At 62.9% G+C, this 14,425-nt stretch carries 16 protein-coding genes and 1 tRNA gene; 8 read left to right on the plus strand and 9 right to left on the minus strand.

Annotated features, from left to right (window positions below):
• Positions 1 to 62: 62 nt before the first annotated feature.
• The 4 genes from PCJ21_RS01335 to rpiA form a co-directional block, all read right to left on the minus strand.
• Positions 63 to 1,436: a class II 3-deoxy-7-phosphoheptulonate synthase gene (locus PCJ21_RS01335; protein WP_269929577.1), complete on the minus strand. Its 1,374-nt coding sequence runs from the start codon at positions 1,434 to 1,436 to the stop codon at positions 63 to 65.
• Positions 1,437 to 1,589: 153 nt separating this feature from the next.
• Positions 1,590 to 2,984, minus strand: a complete 1,395-nt coding sequence (gene gor / locus PCJ21_RS01340; RefSeq protein WP_269929578.1) for a glutathione-disulfide reductase — start codon at positions 2,982 to 2,984, stop codon at positions 1,590 to 1,592.
• Positions 2,985 to 3,196: 212 nt separating this feature from the next.
• The gene (locus PCJ21_RS01345) at positions 3,197 to 3,751 is read right to left on the minus strand and encodes a DUF2059 domain-containing protein (protein ID WP_269929579.1); all 555 of its coding nucleotides are present in this window, start codon (positions 3,749 to 3,751) and stop codon (positions 3,197 to 3,199) included.
• 18 nt (positions 3,752 to 3,769) lie between these two features.
• Positions 3,770 to 4,468, minus strand: coding sequence for a ribose-5-phosphate isomerase RpiA (gene rpiA / locus PCJ21_RS01350; RefSeq protein WP_269929580.1), 699 nt, complete (start codon positions 4,466 to 4,468; stop codon positions 3,770 to 3,772).
• Positions 4,469 to 4,612: 144 nt separating this feature from the next.
• Here rpiA and PCJ21_RS01355 point away from each other — a divergent pair, with 144 nt between their 5' ends.
• The 4 genes from PCJ21_RS01355 (at position 4,613) to PCJ21_RS01370 (ending at position 6,177) form a co-directional block, all read left to right on the plus strand.
• Positions 4,613 to 5,296: a phosphoglycolate phosphatase gene (locus PCJ21_RS01355; protein ID WP_269929581.1), complete on the plus strand. Its 684-nt coding sequence runs from the start codon at positions 4,613 to 4,615 to the stop codon at positions 5,294 to 5,296.
• Between the two features lie 67 nt (positions 5,297 to 5,363).
• A tRNA-Val gene (locus PCJ21_RS01360) sits at positions 5,364 to 5,438 on the plus strand.
• Between the two features lie 123 nt (positions 5,439 to 5,561).
• Positions 5,562 to 5,843, plus strand: coding sequence for a DUF2218 domain-containing protein (locus tag PCJ21_RS01365; protein WP_269929582.1), 282 nt, complete (start codon positions 5,562 to 5,564; stop codon positions 5,841 to 5,843).
• A gap of 136 nt (positions 5,844 to 5,979) precedes the next feature.
• A complete protein-coding gene (locus PCJ21_RS01370; RefSeq protein ID WP_269929583.1) occupies positions 5,980 to 6,177 on the plus strand; it encodes a hypothetical protein in 198 nt (65 codons plus the stop codon).
• 258 nt (positions 6,178 to 6,435) lie between these two features.
• On the opposite strand, the gene PCJ21_RS01375 is transcribed toward PCJ21_RS01370, so the two are convergent.
• Positions 6,436 to 8,307, minus strand: coding sequence for a L,D-transpeptidase family protein (locus PCJ21_RS01375; protein WP_269929584.1), 1,872 nt, complete (start codon positions 8,305 to 8,307; stop codon positions 6,436 to 6,438).
• 270 nt (positions 8,308 to 8,577) lie between these two features.
• Here PCJ21_RS01375 and PCJ21_RS01380 point away from each other — a divergent pair, with 270 nt between their 5' ends.
• Complete coding sequence (locus PCJ21_RS01380; RefSeq protein ID WP_269929585.1) at positions 8,578 to 8,973, plus strand: rhodanese-like domain-containing protein; 396 nt, start codon at positions 8,578 to 8,580, stop codon at positions 8,971 to 8,973.
• A gap of 6 nt (positions 8,974 to 8,979) precedes the next feature.
• Here PCJ21_RS01380 and PCJ21_RS01385 read toward each other — a convergent pair whose 3' ends face one another.
• Complete coding sequence (locus tag PCJ21_RS01385; protein WP_269929586.1) at positions 8,980 to 9,888, minus strand: alpha/beta hydrolase; 909 nt, start codon at positions 9,886 to 9,888, stop codon at positions 8,980 to 8,982.
• Between the two features lie 47 nt (positions 9,889 to 9,935).
• On the opposite strand from PCJ21_RS01385, the gene PCJ21_RS01390 reads away from it, so the two are divergent.
• Positions 9,936 to 10,385 carry a MarR family winged helix-turn-helix transcriptional regulator gene (locus tag PCJ21_RS01390; protein ID WP_269929587.1) on the plus strand — a complete coding sequence of 150 codons (450 nt, stop codon included), beginning with the start codon at positions 9,936 to 9,938 and terminating at the stop codon, positions 10,383 to 10,385.
• Positions 10,386 to 10,436: 51 nt separating this feature from the next.
• Here the strand turns inward: PCJ21_RS01390 and PCJ21_RS01395 are convergent, their stop codons facing one another.
• From PCJ21_RS01395 to PCJ21_RS01405, 3 genes are all read right to left on the minus strand, one after another.
• The gene (locus PCJ21_RS01395) at positions 10,437 to 11,321 is read right to left on the minus strand and encodes a sulfite oxidase heme-binding subunit YedZ (RefSeq protein WP_269929588.1); all 885 of its coding nucleotides are present in this window, start codon (positions 11,319 to 11,321) and stop codon (positions 10,437 to 10,439) included.
• A 109-nt stretch (positions 11,322 to 11,430) separates the two neighbouring features.
• Positions 11,431 to 12,042, minus strand: coding sequence for a pyridoxamine 5'-phosphate oxidase family protein (locus tag PCJ21_RS01400; protein WP_269929589.1), 612 nt, complete (start codon positions 12,040 to 12,042; stop codon positions 11,431 to 11,433).
• Positions 12,043 to 12,104: 62 nt separating this feature from the next.
• Positions 12,105 to 12,458, minus strand: coding sequence for a DUF971 domain-containing protein (locus PCJ21_RS01405; RefSeq protein WP_269929590.1), 354 nt, complete (start codon positions 12,456 to 12,458; stop codon positions 12,105 to 12,107).
• 389 nt (positions 12,459 to 12,847) lie between these two features.
• Here PCJ21_RS01405 and moaA point away from each other — a divergent pair, with 389 nt between their 5' ends.
• Together moaA and PCJ21_RS01415 are read left to right on the plus strand one after the other, a co-directional pair.
• A complete protein-coding gene (moaA, locus tag PCJ21_RS01410) occupies positions 12,848 to 13,858 on the plus strand; it encodes a GTP 3',8-cyclase MoaA (protein ID WP_269929812.1) in 1,011 nt (336 codons plus the stop codon).
• A 52-nt stretch (positions 13,859 to 13,910) separates the two neighbouring features.
• Positions 13,911 to 14,381: a hypothetical protein gene (locus PCJ21_RS01415; protein WP_269929591.1), complete on the plus strand. Its 471-nt coding sequence runs from the start codon at positions 13,911 to 13,913 to the stop codon at positions 14,379 to 14,381.
• Positions 14,382 to 14,425: the final 44 nt, after the last annotated feature.

The following is a 14,425-nucleotide window of genomic DNA, read 5'->3' on the forward strand; positions in this document are numbered from 1 at the left end:
TCGAACGAAAAAGGCGCCGGTCGAAACCGGCGCCTTGTCTCATTGAACGGCTGGGATGCCGATCAGGCGCTGACCGCCTTCTTTTCCGGCTTCGGCGCGCTCTTGCGGAGCAGTTCCGAGACCAGGAACGCCAGCTCGATCGCCTGGTCGGCGTTGAGGCGCGGGTCACAATGCGTGTGGTAGCGGTCCTGCAGCTCTTCCGCCGTGATGGCGCGGGCGCCGCCCGTGCATTCGGTGACATTCTTGCCGGTCATCTCGACATGGATTCCGCCCGGGTGCGTGCCCTCGGAGCGGTGAATATCGAAGAAGCTCTGCACTTCGCTCAGGATGCGATCAAACGGACGCGTCTTGTAGCCGGCGGCAGTGATCGTGTTGCCGTGCATCGGGTCGCACGACCAGACGACCTTGCGACCTTCCTTCTCGACGGCGCGGATCAGCTTCGGCAGGTGCTCGCCAACCTTGTCGTGGCCGAAGCGCGCGATCAGGGTCAGACGGCCGGCCTCGTTCTCCGGGTTGAGCAGGTCGATCAGCTTGAGCAGGTTGTCGGGCGTAATCGACGGGCCGCACTTGAGGCCAAGCGGATTCTTCACGCCACGGCAATACTCGATATGCGCGTGGTCGGCCTGGCGCGTGCGGTCGCCGATCCAGATCATGTGGCCCGAGGTCGCGTACCAGTCGCCCGACGTCGAGTCGACGCGTGTCAGCGCCTGCTCATAGCCGAGCAGCAGCGCCTCATGGCTGGTGTAGAAATCGGTCTCGCGCAGCGCGTAGTTGGTCTCGGACGTGATGCCCACCGCGCGCATGAAATCCATGGTCTCGGTGATACGGTTGGCCAAGGCCTCGTAGCGCTCGCCCTGCGGGCTGTTCGACACGAAGCCGAGCATCCACTGATGCACGTTCTCAAGGCTGGCGTAGCCACCCTGCGCGAAGGCGCGCAGCAGGTTCAACGTCGCGGCCGACTGGCGGTACGCCATCTCCTGACGCGCCGGATCGGGCACGCGCGACTTCTCGTCGAAGGCCGGGCCGTTGATGATGTCGCCGCGATAGCTCGGCAGCGTCACATCGCCCTTGGTCTCGTTGTCGGCCGAACGCGGCTTGGCGAACTGGCCGGCGATGCGGCCGACCTTCACCACCGGCTGCGCACCGGCGAAGGTCAGCACGACCGACATCTGCAGGAACACGCGGAAGAAGTCGCGGATGTTGTCCGCGCCATGCTCGGCGAAGCTCTCGGCGCAATCGCCGCCCTGCAGCAGGAAGGCTTCGCCATTGGCGACGGCGGCGAGCTGCTTTTTCAGTTTTCGCGCCTCGCCTGCAAAAACCAAGGGAGGAAAGGTTGCGAGACGAGCTTCCGTTTCCGCGAGAGCCGCAGCGTCCGGATAAGCCGGAACCTGCTGAATCGGCATGTTTCTCCAGGAAGTCGGGGACCATTTCGTCATGTTCGCACCCAAAAGTTACGTAGGCGGGCACCTCACCCGCGCCATCACCCGCCTATGCGGGAACGCGGCTGTTTACACGATGCACAGCCGCTATTCCACCCTGTTTTGGGAATGTGATCGAACCTTGGGTTGCGAGTGCCTTTGGCGCTTCCCTCAACCGTCGGCTCTGACCCCGTCCCTCACCAGATAACTGGGCTTGTACATCGTCACCAGTTCTTCGGCGGCAGTCGGATGGATCGCCATGGTGCGATCGAAATCGTCCTTGGTAAGACCCGCCTTCAGCGTGATGCCAAGCAATTGCGCCATCTCGCCGGCATCCGGTCCGAGCACGTGCGCGCCAAGCACCAGACGGGTGTCGCCGTCGACGACCAGCTTCATCAGCATCTTTTCCTGCCGGCCCGAAAGCGTGTGACGCATCGGACGGAAGCTGGTGCGGTAGATTTCGAGGTTCTTGAAGCGCTTGGCGGCCTCATCCTCGGACAGGCCGACGGTGCCGATTTCCGGCTGCGAGAACACCGCCGTTGCGATGCAGTCGTGGTCGGGCTGGGTCGGATTGTCCTTGAAAGCCGTTTCAATGAAGCACATCGCCTCGTGGATGGCGACCGGGGTCAGCTGGACGCGATTGGTGACATCGCCCACAGCCCAGATGTTGTCGACGCTGGTGCGCGAAAACCCGTCGACCACGACCGCACCTTGCTTGTCGAGCTCGACACCGGCAGCCTCGAGGCCCAGCTTTTCCGTGTTCGGCGTTCGGCCGATCGCCAGCAGCACCTGGTCGACGGCCAGCGACTGGCCGGAGCTCAGCCTGACGTCGAGACGACCGTCGCCACGCCTGGTGACTTCCTGCGACACCGAATGCAAAAGGATCTTGATGCCCTTCTGCTCCATGGCTTCATGCAGGGTCCGCCTCAGGTCCATGTCGAAGCGGCTGAGGATTTCCTTGCCGCGATAGACCAGCGTGGTGTCGACGCCGAGACCGTGGAAGATGTTGGCGAACTCTACGGCAATGTAGCCGCCGCCCTCGATCATGATCGCCTTGGGCAATTCCGGGAGGTCGAACACCTCGTTGGAATAGATGCAGTGCTCGTTGCCCGGCAGCGCCGGATGGACGGCCGCGCGACCGCCCGTCGCGATCAGGATCTGGTCGGCGGTGACGGTTCTGCCGTCGGCTTCGAGGCGGATCGTGTGCTTGTCGACCAAAACGGCGCGCGAATGGATGGTCTCCCCGCCCGATCCTTCGACGTTGCGTTTGTAGATAGCCTCGAGCCGCGAAATCTCGCGCTCCTTGTTGGCGACCAGCGTCGCCCAGTCGAACTTCGCTTCGCCGACCGTCCAGCCATAACCGGCGGCATCCTCGAAATGCTCGGGAAACTGCGACGCGTAGACATAGAGCTTCTTGGGCACGCAACCGCGGATGACGCAGGTGCCGCCGAAGCGGAACTCTTCGGCGAGCGCCACGCGCTTGCCCATCGCCGCTGCGACGCGCGCCGCGCGCACGCCACCCGAACCGCCGCCGATGACGAAGAGATCGTAGTCGTACTGGGTCATGAATTCCGTCCTGAGGCTGTCATGCGGCGGGCCCGCGCGAACCCGCAAGGTCAATCAAGGTCTTTGAAGGCGCTCAACCGGCTCCGGTGCTGGAGCCGTCCCCTGGCGCCGTTTGCGCGATGTCTGGTGCGCCACAGGTAGTGGCCAACGCACCAAAAGAAAAGCCCGGCAAATGCCGGGCTCTCGCTATAGTGACCGTTGGTCGCGGAAGATCAGTTCTTCGGCGCTTCCGGTGCTGCCGCACCTTCAGCCGCGGGCGCCTTGGTTCCGGCGACAGCCTTGAGCTTCTCACCGACCTGCTCGGCCAGATCGCGGGCGATGCCGTTCTGCCAGATGTCGGCGGCCTTGACCAATTCGCGCGTCGCAATCGGGCCATTCTCGATCAGCTTCTTGCCGGCTTCGGAACTGTAGAAGGCGGCGATCTCGGTGAGATCCTTCTCGCTGAACGCCTTGGCGTAAGCGAGCGCCGATTCCTTTTCCAGGTCGGCGCGACGCGACGCGAGCGCCAGCGTGTTCTCGTCGACGGTCTGGGTGATCAGCTCCTGCATGTCGGGGTTCTGCTGGATCAACTGCTGCTTCAGGGCTGCGGCAGCCTGCGGCAGGATGCCGTCGAACGAGTCGGTTGCGTGGATCGCGGCGATCGCGTCATGCGCAGCCTTCAGGTGGGATGCGCCGATTTCCTGCGCCTGGGCCGAGAATGCGGTAAGCGCGAAAGCCGAAGCCGCCACCATGACGGAGAAGCCGCGAAGCCGGTTTGTCAAAATCATGATGAGTAAAACTCCTGTTTAGCGGGCCGGGTGAACGGTTGCGACACCGTCGGAGCCGGCAATGACGGCAACGGTGGCCAACCCCAGAAAGAGACCATGCTCTACGACGCCGGGAATGGCGTGCAGGGCATCCGAAAGCGCTCTTGTATCGGGAATACGGCCAAAAGATGCATCGATAATGAAATGTCCACCGTCCGTTACGAAGGTTTCGCCGCCGCTCTTGCGCAGCACAAGCGGACCGCTGAGACCGAGATCTTCAGCAGCCTTGGCAATGGCGATTTCAGTGGCCTTCAAACCGAACGGATTGACCTCGATCGGCAGCGGAAAACGCCCCAGCGTCTCCACCATCTTGGTCTGGTCGGCGATGACGACCATGCGCGTCGAGGCAGCCGCGACGATCTTCTCGCGCAGCAGCGCGCCGCCACCGCCCTTGACCAGGGAAAGTGCTGGATCGATCTCGTCGGCGCCATCGATGGTGAGGTCGAGTTCAGGCGTTTCGTCGAGCGTCGACAGCGGCACGCCGAGTTCACGGCACAGCGTAGCCGTGCGCTCGGACGTCGGCACGCCGATGACCTGCATGCCGGCGGCGACCTTCTCGGCCAGCAGGCGAACGAACTCCTCGGCGGTCGAACCCGTGCCGATGCCCAGGCGCATTCCGCTTTCGACATATTCCAAGGCGGCGCGCGCCGCCTCGATCTTCAAAGCCTTGGCATCCATGTTTGGTCGTAAAATCCTCGAATATCAGGCTTGGCTCCTAGCATTTTTGCCCGTTGGGTCAAAGGCTTTATGGCTGCCTGCTTGCGCCGCCCGCCCCCCGGGGCTATCGCCTGACGCAACATCTGAACGTTGGAAAGCAGAGCCATGGCCAAGCCGATCGTCGTTTTCGACCTTGACGGAACCCTCGTCGACACAGCCCCCGATCTGCTCGACAGCCTGAACCACACGCTCGTCGCCGGCGGCATGGCAAAAGTCGACGATACGGCGTTCCGCCGCTTCGTCGGCCAGGGCGGCAAGATCATGATCGAACGCGCCTATCTGGCGCAACAGCGGCAGCTTGCGGCTGCGGAGCACGAGCGCCTGCACGATGCCTTCCTCGAGCACTATACGCTCAACATTCCCGGCCGCTCGCAGCCCTACCCCGGCGTCATCGCCGCCATGGACCGGCTGGCAGCTGCCGGCTACACGCTTGCCATCTGCACCAACAAGTATGAAAGCCTCGCCCGCAACCTGATCCAGGGCCTGGGCCTCTCCGACCGCTTCGCCGCGATCACCGGTCCGGAAACCTTCGGCATTCGCAAGCCCGACCCCCGCCATCTCACCGAAACCATCGCGCTCGCCGGCGGCGATGTCGCGCGCGCCGTGATGGTCGGCGATTCGGTCACCGACATCGACACCGCCAAGGCTGCCGGCATTCCGGTCGTCGCCGTCGATTTCGGCTACACGGATCGCCACGTCCGCGAATTCGAACCGTCGGCGATCATCTCGCACTATGACGAACTGACGCTGGACCTCGCACAAAAGCTTATTGATGCGGCAAGTCGCTAAAGCCGCCTTGACACCGCCGCTCGGGCTCCACTATATCGCCGCTACGTTCGGCCTGCGGGCCTCGGACGGGCGATTAGCTCAGCGGGAGAGCACACCCTTCACACGGGTGGGGTCATAGGTTCAATCCCTATATCGCCCACCATTCTTTTCAAAGACTTAGCCAGATTTCTTAAGCAAAAAGCGCGGGCGCCTGGAATCCCGAACTGGAAATCTCCAGACAAGCCGAAGCGCGACAAGAGACAGCCAGATCCATCGGAGCAGCACCATGCCCAGGTCAAGAGCTACAGTCGCAACCGAACACGGCAGCCGCTATCTCCAGCAACTTTGCAAGCACTGGGGGCACAAGTTCGCGGTCGACTTCACGCCGACTGAAGGACGCATCGACCTCGGCGAAGGCCGGATCGTCGAACTGTCCGCAGATGACAAGGCACTGATGCTTGAGCTTGAGGCCGACGACATCGAGCGCCTGCAGCAGGTCGTGGTCGATCACATCGTCCGCTTCGCCTTCCGCGAAGAACTGGCCTTCGACTGGCGTCCCGCAGGCTGACCGTCGGCGCCACAGCCAACCGACAGCCGACATCCTTGATTCGACAGGGCCTTGGGTCCGCGAGTCATCGCGTGCCTGCTATCAACTTTGCTTCCCGGCCACTTGAAACGCCGTAGAACGAGAATAATTGAGGCGCATGGCTGTCGATGCGACCACATCAGCAATCATTGCCGAACTCTACACGGCCCTGGAAGAACTCGGCGCCGAGCCCGAGCTTCTGGCGACAGTACGCGAATGGGGGAAGACGCTCAGCGACGACGACGTCCTGACGCAACTCAGGGCGTTCAACCGCACAGGCACCATTTTCGAACGGATCATCTGGGATCTCGACTGATTCTTGCGATCGATCCCAGGCCAACAGGCGCAGTGTTCCAGAACGGTCACTCGACAAGTTTCCGCCCTCTCGAACTACCAGAATCACGAGTCGGCGGATTTCGGCTTCTACATCCAAAAAGGCACGTTCGAGGAATACGCCACCTTCGGTCGAGGCCACGGCCATGACCTTGGCGAGTTCGACCGCTATCACAAAGACCGGGACTTGGCCGGTGGTCAACGGCACCGACGAAAGCTCGCGGACGCCGATGCTGTAGGCTCAGATGCTCGGCGCGCGCACCGCTTCGGTCCTGGCGATCGCATCTTTCAGCCTGGCGTCGCGGTCGTAGACGTCGCCAAAATACTCGACCTTGCCGCCGAGTTCCGGCCAGGCCGTAAAGTAGGCGACGTAGACCGGGATCTTGCGCGATACCTTTTCGGACGAATGGCCCTGCTTGAGCTTGTCGGCGATGTGAGCGACGTCCGTGCCAAGAACCGCAGCAGCCATGCCGCGCGGATCGGACAGGCGGATGCAGCCATGACTGAAGGCGCGGCTGTCGCGGTCGAAAAGCGCCTTCTGCGGCGTGTCGTGCATGTAGATGGCGTGCTTGTTGGGGAACAGGATCTTGAGTTCGCCCAGCGCATTGGCCTCGCTCGGTGCCTGGCGCACGCTGTAGGGAACCTTGGCCCCGTACTGCCCCCAGTCGATCGCCGAGGACGGAATGCGCTTGCCACGCGAATCGGTGACCTCGTAGCCGGCCCGGTCGAGATAGCTGGGATCATTGCGCAGGCGCGGCAGCATCTCGTTGACGATGATCGACTGCGGCACGCCCCAATAGGGGTTGTAGTCGACCTGCTCGATTTCGTCCTGGAAGAAGCTGGTCTGGTTGGTGGTCTTGCCGATCACCGTTTTCATCTTCAGCTTCTCTGTACCGCCGTCGATGAAACTCGCGGTGTAGGCCGGCTGGTTGATGAACACCCGTGGACTGCCGAGATCCGATGGCAGCCAGCGGATCTGCTCGAGCGCCACCAGAACCTTGTCGAGCCTGTCGGCCCTCGACGTGCCGGCGAGCGTCGCCACCGTGCGCGGGCCGATGACGCCGTCCGGCTTCAGCCCTGCCCGCTTCTGTACCGCCTCCATCAGCGGCACGAGATCAGCGGTATAGACCTCGCTGTCGACCTGACGCGCCAGGAGTTCGCCGAACTCCCCGCCCAGCTCGTCATCGAGGTCGCGCGCGATCAGATGCAGCAGCTTGGGCAGCTCGGCGCTTGTCTCGCCCGGCTTCAGCAGCAGCTTCGGGTCGACGACGATATCGTTTTCCTCGCTCGCCCGCAGCGCCTCGAGTTCGACGCGCAGCGCCTGGTATTCCGGGTTCTTCGGGTGAAGGCCTTCAAGTGTGGCGCGCGCGTCCGAAGCAGCGCCCAACCCCTTCAGCAGCCCCACCATGTCGAGCGGCTTGGGCGCGAAGTCGTAGTAGCCGGAGATGCGGTTGGGGTCGATCCGGCCGTCCTGCGCGTCATGCGCGTAGCGCAGCACGCGCGCCGACAGGGCCATCTCGAAACGGATCAGCGCCTTCATGCGCGCAGTGGTATCGGCCATGTCGTAGCCGGCCGGCGGCACCGCAACGGCATAGTCGGCGCTGTGCAGACCGTGGCTCGCCGCGTCGCCCAGCACGCGGACGGAGTCTTCCGCGCGGCTGTTGGCCGACTGGCCGGTCACCCAGATGAAATCGGGGCTTGCCGAATAATGGTCGACAAGCGCCTTGGCGATGTCGCGCTCGGCAAGAAGGTCGAACTCTGTGAGCCCGGCCAGCGCCTCCCGAAATGCGGTGCCGGAAAGCGATGGCTCGAGCGACACCGACTGGGCGGCGGCGTTCAGCTTGGAAAAATCGACCGGCACCAGTTGGTCTGTCTTGTAGGTGTAGTAGGACGGAGCACTGATCTTCGCCGGCGCCGCGCGCTTCGGCGCCTTTTTCGGCGCCGGCGGGAACTCGCCGTGCGGCTGGCGCATCGGCCTGGAATTGCGGCTGTTGCCGCCAAACAGGATATCGAAGAGGTTTTGCGCGCTCGCATCGGGCGCGCCCATCGCAAGGATCGCGGCAAGCGCCACCAAGGGCAGCGAAACCGGCTTCTTCAGGAAAGCACTTTTCATAAAAACACCCGTCCCCGTCGGAAACATGGTCTGGAATCTCCCCATGCGCCGATCGAGGATTTCCTGTCGCCGAATGGCGGATGTAAGGCGCGACTGCATCGATTCATACTGATAACGTTAAGCTTCCATAAATTTCCCGGTCGCTGTTGCAGAACAGTTTCACATCAGCGTGAACTTGTGGACCATGCTGGCACAATTCGCGAAGGGTGACACCAGCGGCCTGTTCATGCGAAAGCTTGGTCGGGCAAGACGAGATGACGCGAGGTCAAGTTGAAGAAGGGCTACAGGCAACTGCTCGATGAAGCCAACGCGGTGGTCGAGGTCGTCTCTCCCGAGGCGGCGGCAACGCTGCTCGACGATCCCGGAACGGTGTTCGTCGACCTGCGCGACCCGCGCGAACTGCAGCGCGACGGCGCAATTCCCGGTGCCCAGCATTGCCCGCGCGGCATGCTGGAATTCTGGATCGACCCTGACAGCCCCTACCACAAGGCGTTCTTTTCCAGCGGCAAGAGCTTCGTTTTCTTTTGCGCCGGTGGCTGGCGTTCGGCGCTTGCGGCCAAGACCGCCGGCGACATGGGACTGGAGCCGGTGAAGCACGTCCTCGGCGGCTTCTCCGCCTGGCGCGACGCTGGCCTTCCCATTGTGCCCGCATCGAAGAAGGCATGAAGGAGACTACTGCACGTATTCAGGGACTAGCCGGTCGGTGACGAAATCGATGGCCGTGCGCACGACTGTCGCGTCGGACAGAATGCGCCGATGCCCGAGCCCGTCGGCCCAGAACATCCTGACATGATTGCCCGCAGCTGCCATCGCATGCGCCTCGGCCGCAGGCACCTCATGGTCGTCGGGCGCATGCATCACCATGACGGGGATCGGCAAGCGCGCCAGCAGGCGCGAACTGACGAACTGCGCGAGCGGTCGGCCGGTGACGCGCTCGACCTGCTGCTCCATCGCCTTCTGCGTGCGCGCGCCGAGATCGAGATAGCGGCCGAACTCCTCAAACAGCCGGGGCATCGAATTGGGCGCGGCGATCAGCACCAGCCGCTCGGCTGGAACAGCCGCGAAACCGCTCACGGTTCCGGCCGCCGCATTGACGGCGATGGCTCCGCCGAACGAATGGCCGACAATCGCTGCGAACGGTCCGAACCATTGCCCGGCGAGGCTGACGGCTTCGACGGCCTTGCCCATGTCCAGCGCCCTGCCCGGCGAGCCGCCATGGCCTGGCAGGTCGAGCGAAACAACCTTATGTCCGGCGCTGACATATCCCTCGATCAGTGCGCGCATGTACTCGGTTCGAGAGCGCCAGCCATGTATCATCAGGACGGTGCCCTTCGAGCGCATCTGCCGGGGCCGGAATTCGTGCACCGCGACACAACCGGCGGACGTCTTGATTCGGTGATGACGGGCCTCCGACATGAAGGCGGAGGCGCGACCGATGGCGCGCCTTTCGCCGTCCGACAGGCTTCGCTGCGGCGGCGTGCGTCGGAACAATTCGAATGCCGCCCGCCCGGCAAGCCGCGGCGAAACAACCTCGCCAACGCCGACAAGGCCGCGGATGACCTTAAGCCCGATTGATGCCATAGTGATCGTCCATCCATCAGTTCAATCATGAACATAATAGTTCAATCATGAACAATAAGCAAGATTTGTCGTGGGACAACCCGCGGTTCCGGAATTGGGTTGCGGTCGCGAAAGCGTGCCATTCGATGGAGCGCGCGCTGGCGCAGGCGCTGCAGCCCTTTGATCTCAAGCCGGCGCAGCTCGACGTGCTGATGAACCTCTACCGCCACCCCGACATGTCGCAGCACGACCTTGCCCGCAAGCTGCTGGTCGGGCGCTCGAACATCACCATGCTCCTGCCTCAACTCGAAAAGCGGGCGCTCGTCCACCGCGAGGCCGATGCCAAGGATCGACGTGTCATGCGGCTCAGGCTGAGCGCCGATGGCGAAGCGCTGCTCCTGCGGGCGCTGAAGGCCTATGGCGGGCTAATCGAAAAAGCGATGAGCGCTTCGACACCGGAACAATGCGACATGATTGGTGCGCATATGCAGCGCGTCGCCGAGGCGCTGAAGGAATAGGCCGCAATCGCCGCGAGCGACCTATCCAACGCCTTGAGAGCCAACGCTGCGCTAGGCCGTGACGTTGGCCGTCCGCCTGCCCCGCTGCGGCGCGGGCTTGGCAAGCGACCTGACGTAGCCGAGCGCGGCAGCGCCCAGGCCAGTAGCCAGCACCCACCACGCCGGGCGGATGGAGTAGGAAAACTGCAGATTGGCGTTGAGGACCCGGCTGACGGGAACGCCCGTCGCCAGGCCGTACCACGCAGCCTCCACGAGCACCGTCGCCAACGCCGCGCCAACCGCAAGCGCCACAAGGACCAGCGGCGAGGTCAGCGCATAGCCGCGCCAGTGCGCGAGACGATAGAGCATCAACAGCACGAACAAGCCGGCCATCAGCGTCGGCTGGTAGACATCGGCCTTGGATTGCATGAAGAAATGCAGCGCGGCCAGGATGCCGATGGCGTAGACGACCTTGTGCAGCCTGTTCCAGTTCGCGCCGAGCTTTCTGATCGCCGCATCGGTCGAGGTGGCGCCAAGCACGCCAAGGCCGAGCAGCGCAACGAAACCGATGGTCAGGTAAATGCGCAGGACGATCTCGCTCGCCACCCGGAGCACGTCCCAGTTCATGTCGAAAAAATACAGGGTCAGGTGCGCCAGCGCGTAGCAGAGCGCGGCGATGCCCAGCATGCGGCGGACCTGGATCAGCTTCGGCCATTGCCCGATGCGCCGCAGCGGCGTCACCGCCAGCGACAACAGCACGAACCGGATAGCCCAGTCGCCGGTGAAATGGATGGCGGCCGAATAAGGCCGCGGCCCGAGGATTCCGCCGGTCGGCGCCACCGATGGGAATCCTGTCGCGGCGTAATAGGCAAGCAAAAGCGCCGGCGTCAGCGTGCCCACCAGCACGGCAGCTTTCAGCGGCGAGAATTTTCCGGCGCGGTCAGTCCAGGGCTTCATGCGAAAACGGCTCCCAACTCTGTGCTGGTATACGTCGCCATCGCTGCCGAAGTTACATCGCGGCAATCACTTTGTTTTGAGGCCAGCGGCATCGACCGGTGGCCTGAGCCTACCACATCGATGTCTTGGCGCGCTCAGGCCACTCGCGGTCATAGGCCCCGCCATCGATATTGGCTCGGCTGGTCACGGCAAGGATTTGTCCTGGCGTCGGCAACGACTTTGGATCGGCGTGGCGTTCCGGGTTCCACAGTTCGGATCGGATGATGGCGCGGGCGCACTGGAAATAGACCGCGTCGACCTCGATCACCGTGACCGAGCGCGCCGGCTTGCCTTCGACGCTGAACGATGCACACAGCTCGGGGTCGACGGTGATATGAGCGCGCCCGTTGACGCGCAGCGTCGTACCCGACCCCGGCACCAGGAACAGAAGCGCCACCCTCGGATCCCTGATGATGTTCTTGAGCGAATCGGCCCGGTTGTTGCCGCGGCGGTCCGGCATCATCAACGTGCGTGGATCGTCGATGCGGACGAAACCGGCGAGATCGCCGCGCGGCGAGCAGTCCAGCCCTTCCGGGCCGCTGGTCGCCAGCGACACGAATGGCGATGCCTCGATGAAAGCCGCATATTCGGGAATGATGTGGTCGAGTTCCTTCACCAGCGACGTTTCGCCGGGAAGACCATAGAGCGCCTCGAGCTGTTCAACCGTCTCAATCACCGCCATCGTCCTGCCTTTCGCTGTTTGCGCGGTTCTTAGCCGACAAGTGTGAACTGGCGACGACGGCTCTATTTGTCGCGGGAAAGGCCTTTCTCAGCCAACTCGTCAAGATAACCCTGCCAGCGCACGCCTTGCTCGTGACCGAGCGTATGCAGGTAGTTCCAGGTGAAGATGCCGGTGTCGTGGAAATCGTCAAAGGTGATGCGCACGGCGTAGTTGCCCACCGGCTCGATCTTGAGGATCGCGACGTTGCGCTTGCCAGGCACCGTCACCCGCTGTTCGGGCGAATGACCCTGCACTTCCGCCGACGGCGACAGCACGCGAAGCAGCTCCGCCGGCAGCTCGAACGGAGCGTGGTTCGGGAAGGTCACAGTTAACAGCTTGCGATCCTTGGAGACCCTGAGTTCCTTTGGCGCCGACATATCCGCTCCCCTTGAAGACATCTCCGGTTACGCCGAAACCGCGCCAAATGGCAAGCATGCCCTGCCCTCGCCAGCGTATGGCCTGTGCCTCGCGGCGAGGACTCCCCTGCAGTGTCAGCGCTGGCGCTTGCGGCAATGACCGGCGCGCGCCATCGACGATTGCTCCAATGCCAGCAACTCGAATGCGACGGAGGCGACACCAGGTGCCCGGTTCCGGCCGCAAACTGACAGGCGCTCCGGTTCTGAAAAATGCAATACTGCTGACAATGAGGACGCGCATTGTCCAAATGTTGCCTGAAATCGCCCTTCGGGCTTGAAGGGGAAGGTTTTTTGAACGACATGAAAGAGTGCGGTCCGGGAAACCGCCTGCGGGAGTGAGCAAAGGCGAAATGGAAAAGCACGGCAGCAACATGATCGACCCGTTCGGGCGTGCGATTTCTTATCTGCGCGTGTCGGTGACCGACCGCTGCGATTTCCGCTGCACCTATTGCATGGCCGAGGACATGGCCTTCCTACCCAAGAAGGACCTGCTGTCGCTGGAAGAGCTCGACCGCCTCTGCACCGTGTTCATCGAAAAGGGCGTCAGGAAGCTGCGCCTCACTGGCGGCGAGCCACTGGTCCGCAAGAACATCATGCACCTGGTGCGCCAAATTTCCCGGCATCTCGACAGCGGCGCGCTGGAAGAGCTGACGCTGACGACCAACGGCTCGCAGCTGTCGCGTTTCGCGCGGGAATTGGCCGATTGCGGCGTCAAGCGCATCAACGTTTCGCTCGACACCCTCGACCCCGAGAAGTTTCACGCGATCACCCGCTGGGGTCAGCTTGCAAAGGTGCTGGAAGGCATCGACGCCGCCCAGGCAGCAGGGCTCCACGTCAAGATCAATGCGGTTGCCCTTAAGGGCTTCAACGACGCCGAAATCCCGGAAATGCTGCGCTGGGCTAACGGCCGCGGCATGGACCTGACCGTCATCGAAACCATGCCGATGGGTGAGATCGACGCCGATCGCACCGACCAGTACCTGCCGTTGTCGCTGCTCAGGGCCAGTCTCGAACGCCAGTTCACCCTCACCGATATTCCATTCAAGACGGGCGGGCCAGCGCGTTATGTCGATGTCGCCGAGACCGGCGGCAAGCTCGGCTTCATCACGCCGATGACGCATAATTTCTGCGAGAGCTGCAATCGCGTCCGCCTGACCTGCACCGGCACGCTCTACATGTGCCTCGGCCAGGACGATGCCGCCGATCTCAGAACGCCCTTGCGCGTCTCGGAAGGCAACGAACTGCTGGCAGCAGCGATCGACGAGGCGATCGGCCGCAAGCCCAAGGGACATGATTTCGTCATCGACCGCCGCACGAACCGACCGTCCGTGTCACGCCATATGAGCGTCACGGGAGGCTGAACGAAGCTGTTTTCGTTCGGCGGCCATGGCAGGATACCCAAGGAGGACTGGCATGGCTTATCGGCCTAGCATGTTTTTGCCCGCTGCAGTGCTCCTGTTGGCGATTGCCGCGCCTGCGGCGGCCAAGCCGTTCATCTACACCAATGCGCGCTTTGGCACTTCGGTGACCTTCCCCGCGGAAGTGTTCACCGGCAAGGCCGACGAACCGGCCAATGGCGACGGACTGACCTGGCTTGCGCCCGACGGTGCGAGCCTTGCGGCATACGGCTCCTACAACGCCCTCGAACAAACACCCGAACAGCTGGCGGATTTCAGTTCCGAAGGCTTGGACGTGAGCTTTCGCAAGGTGGGCAAGAATTGGGTGGTGCTGTCAGGTCGCGACGGCGCGAACATCTTCTATCAGCGTTTCGAATATGGCAGAAACGGCGTGATCCATGCCTTTCTGCTCAAGTATCCCGCGACGGCCAAGGCGAAATACGATCCACTTGTCCGCAGCATCGCCGAAAGCCTCAACGGCCCCTGAAGCGGAACGAGCAACGCTGGTCCATGCAATTGGGATTGCTGTTT

The sequence above is a fragment of the Aminobacter sp. HY435 genome (genome assembly GCF_027568395.1).
Lineage (GTDB): Bacteria > Pseudomonadota > Alphaproteobacteria > Rhizobiales > Rhizobiaceae > Aminobacter.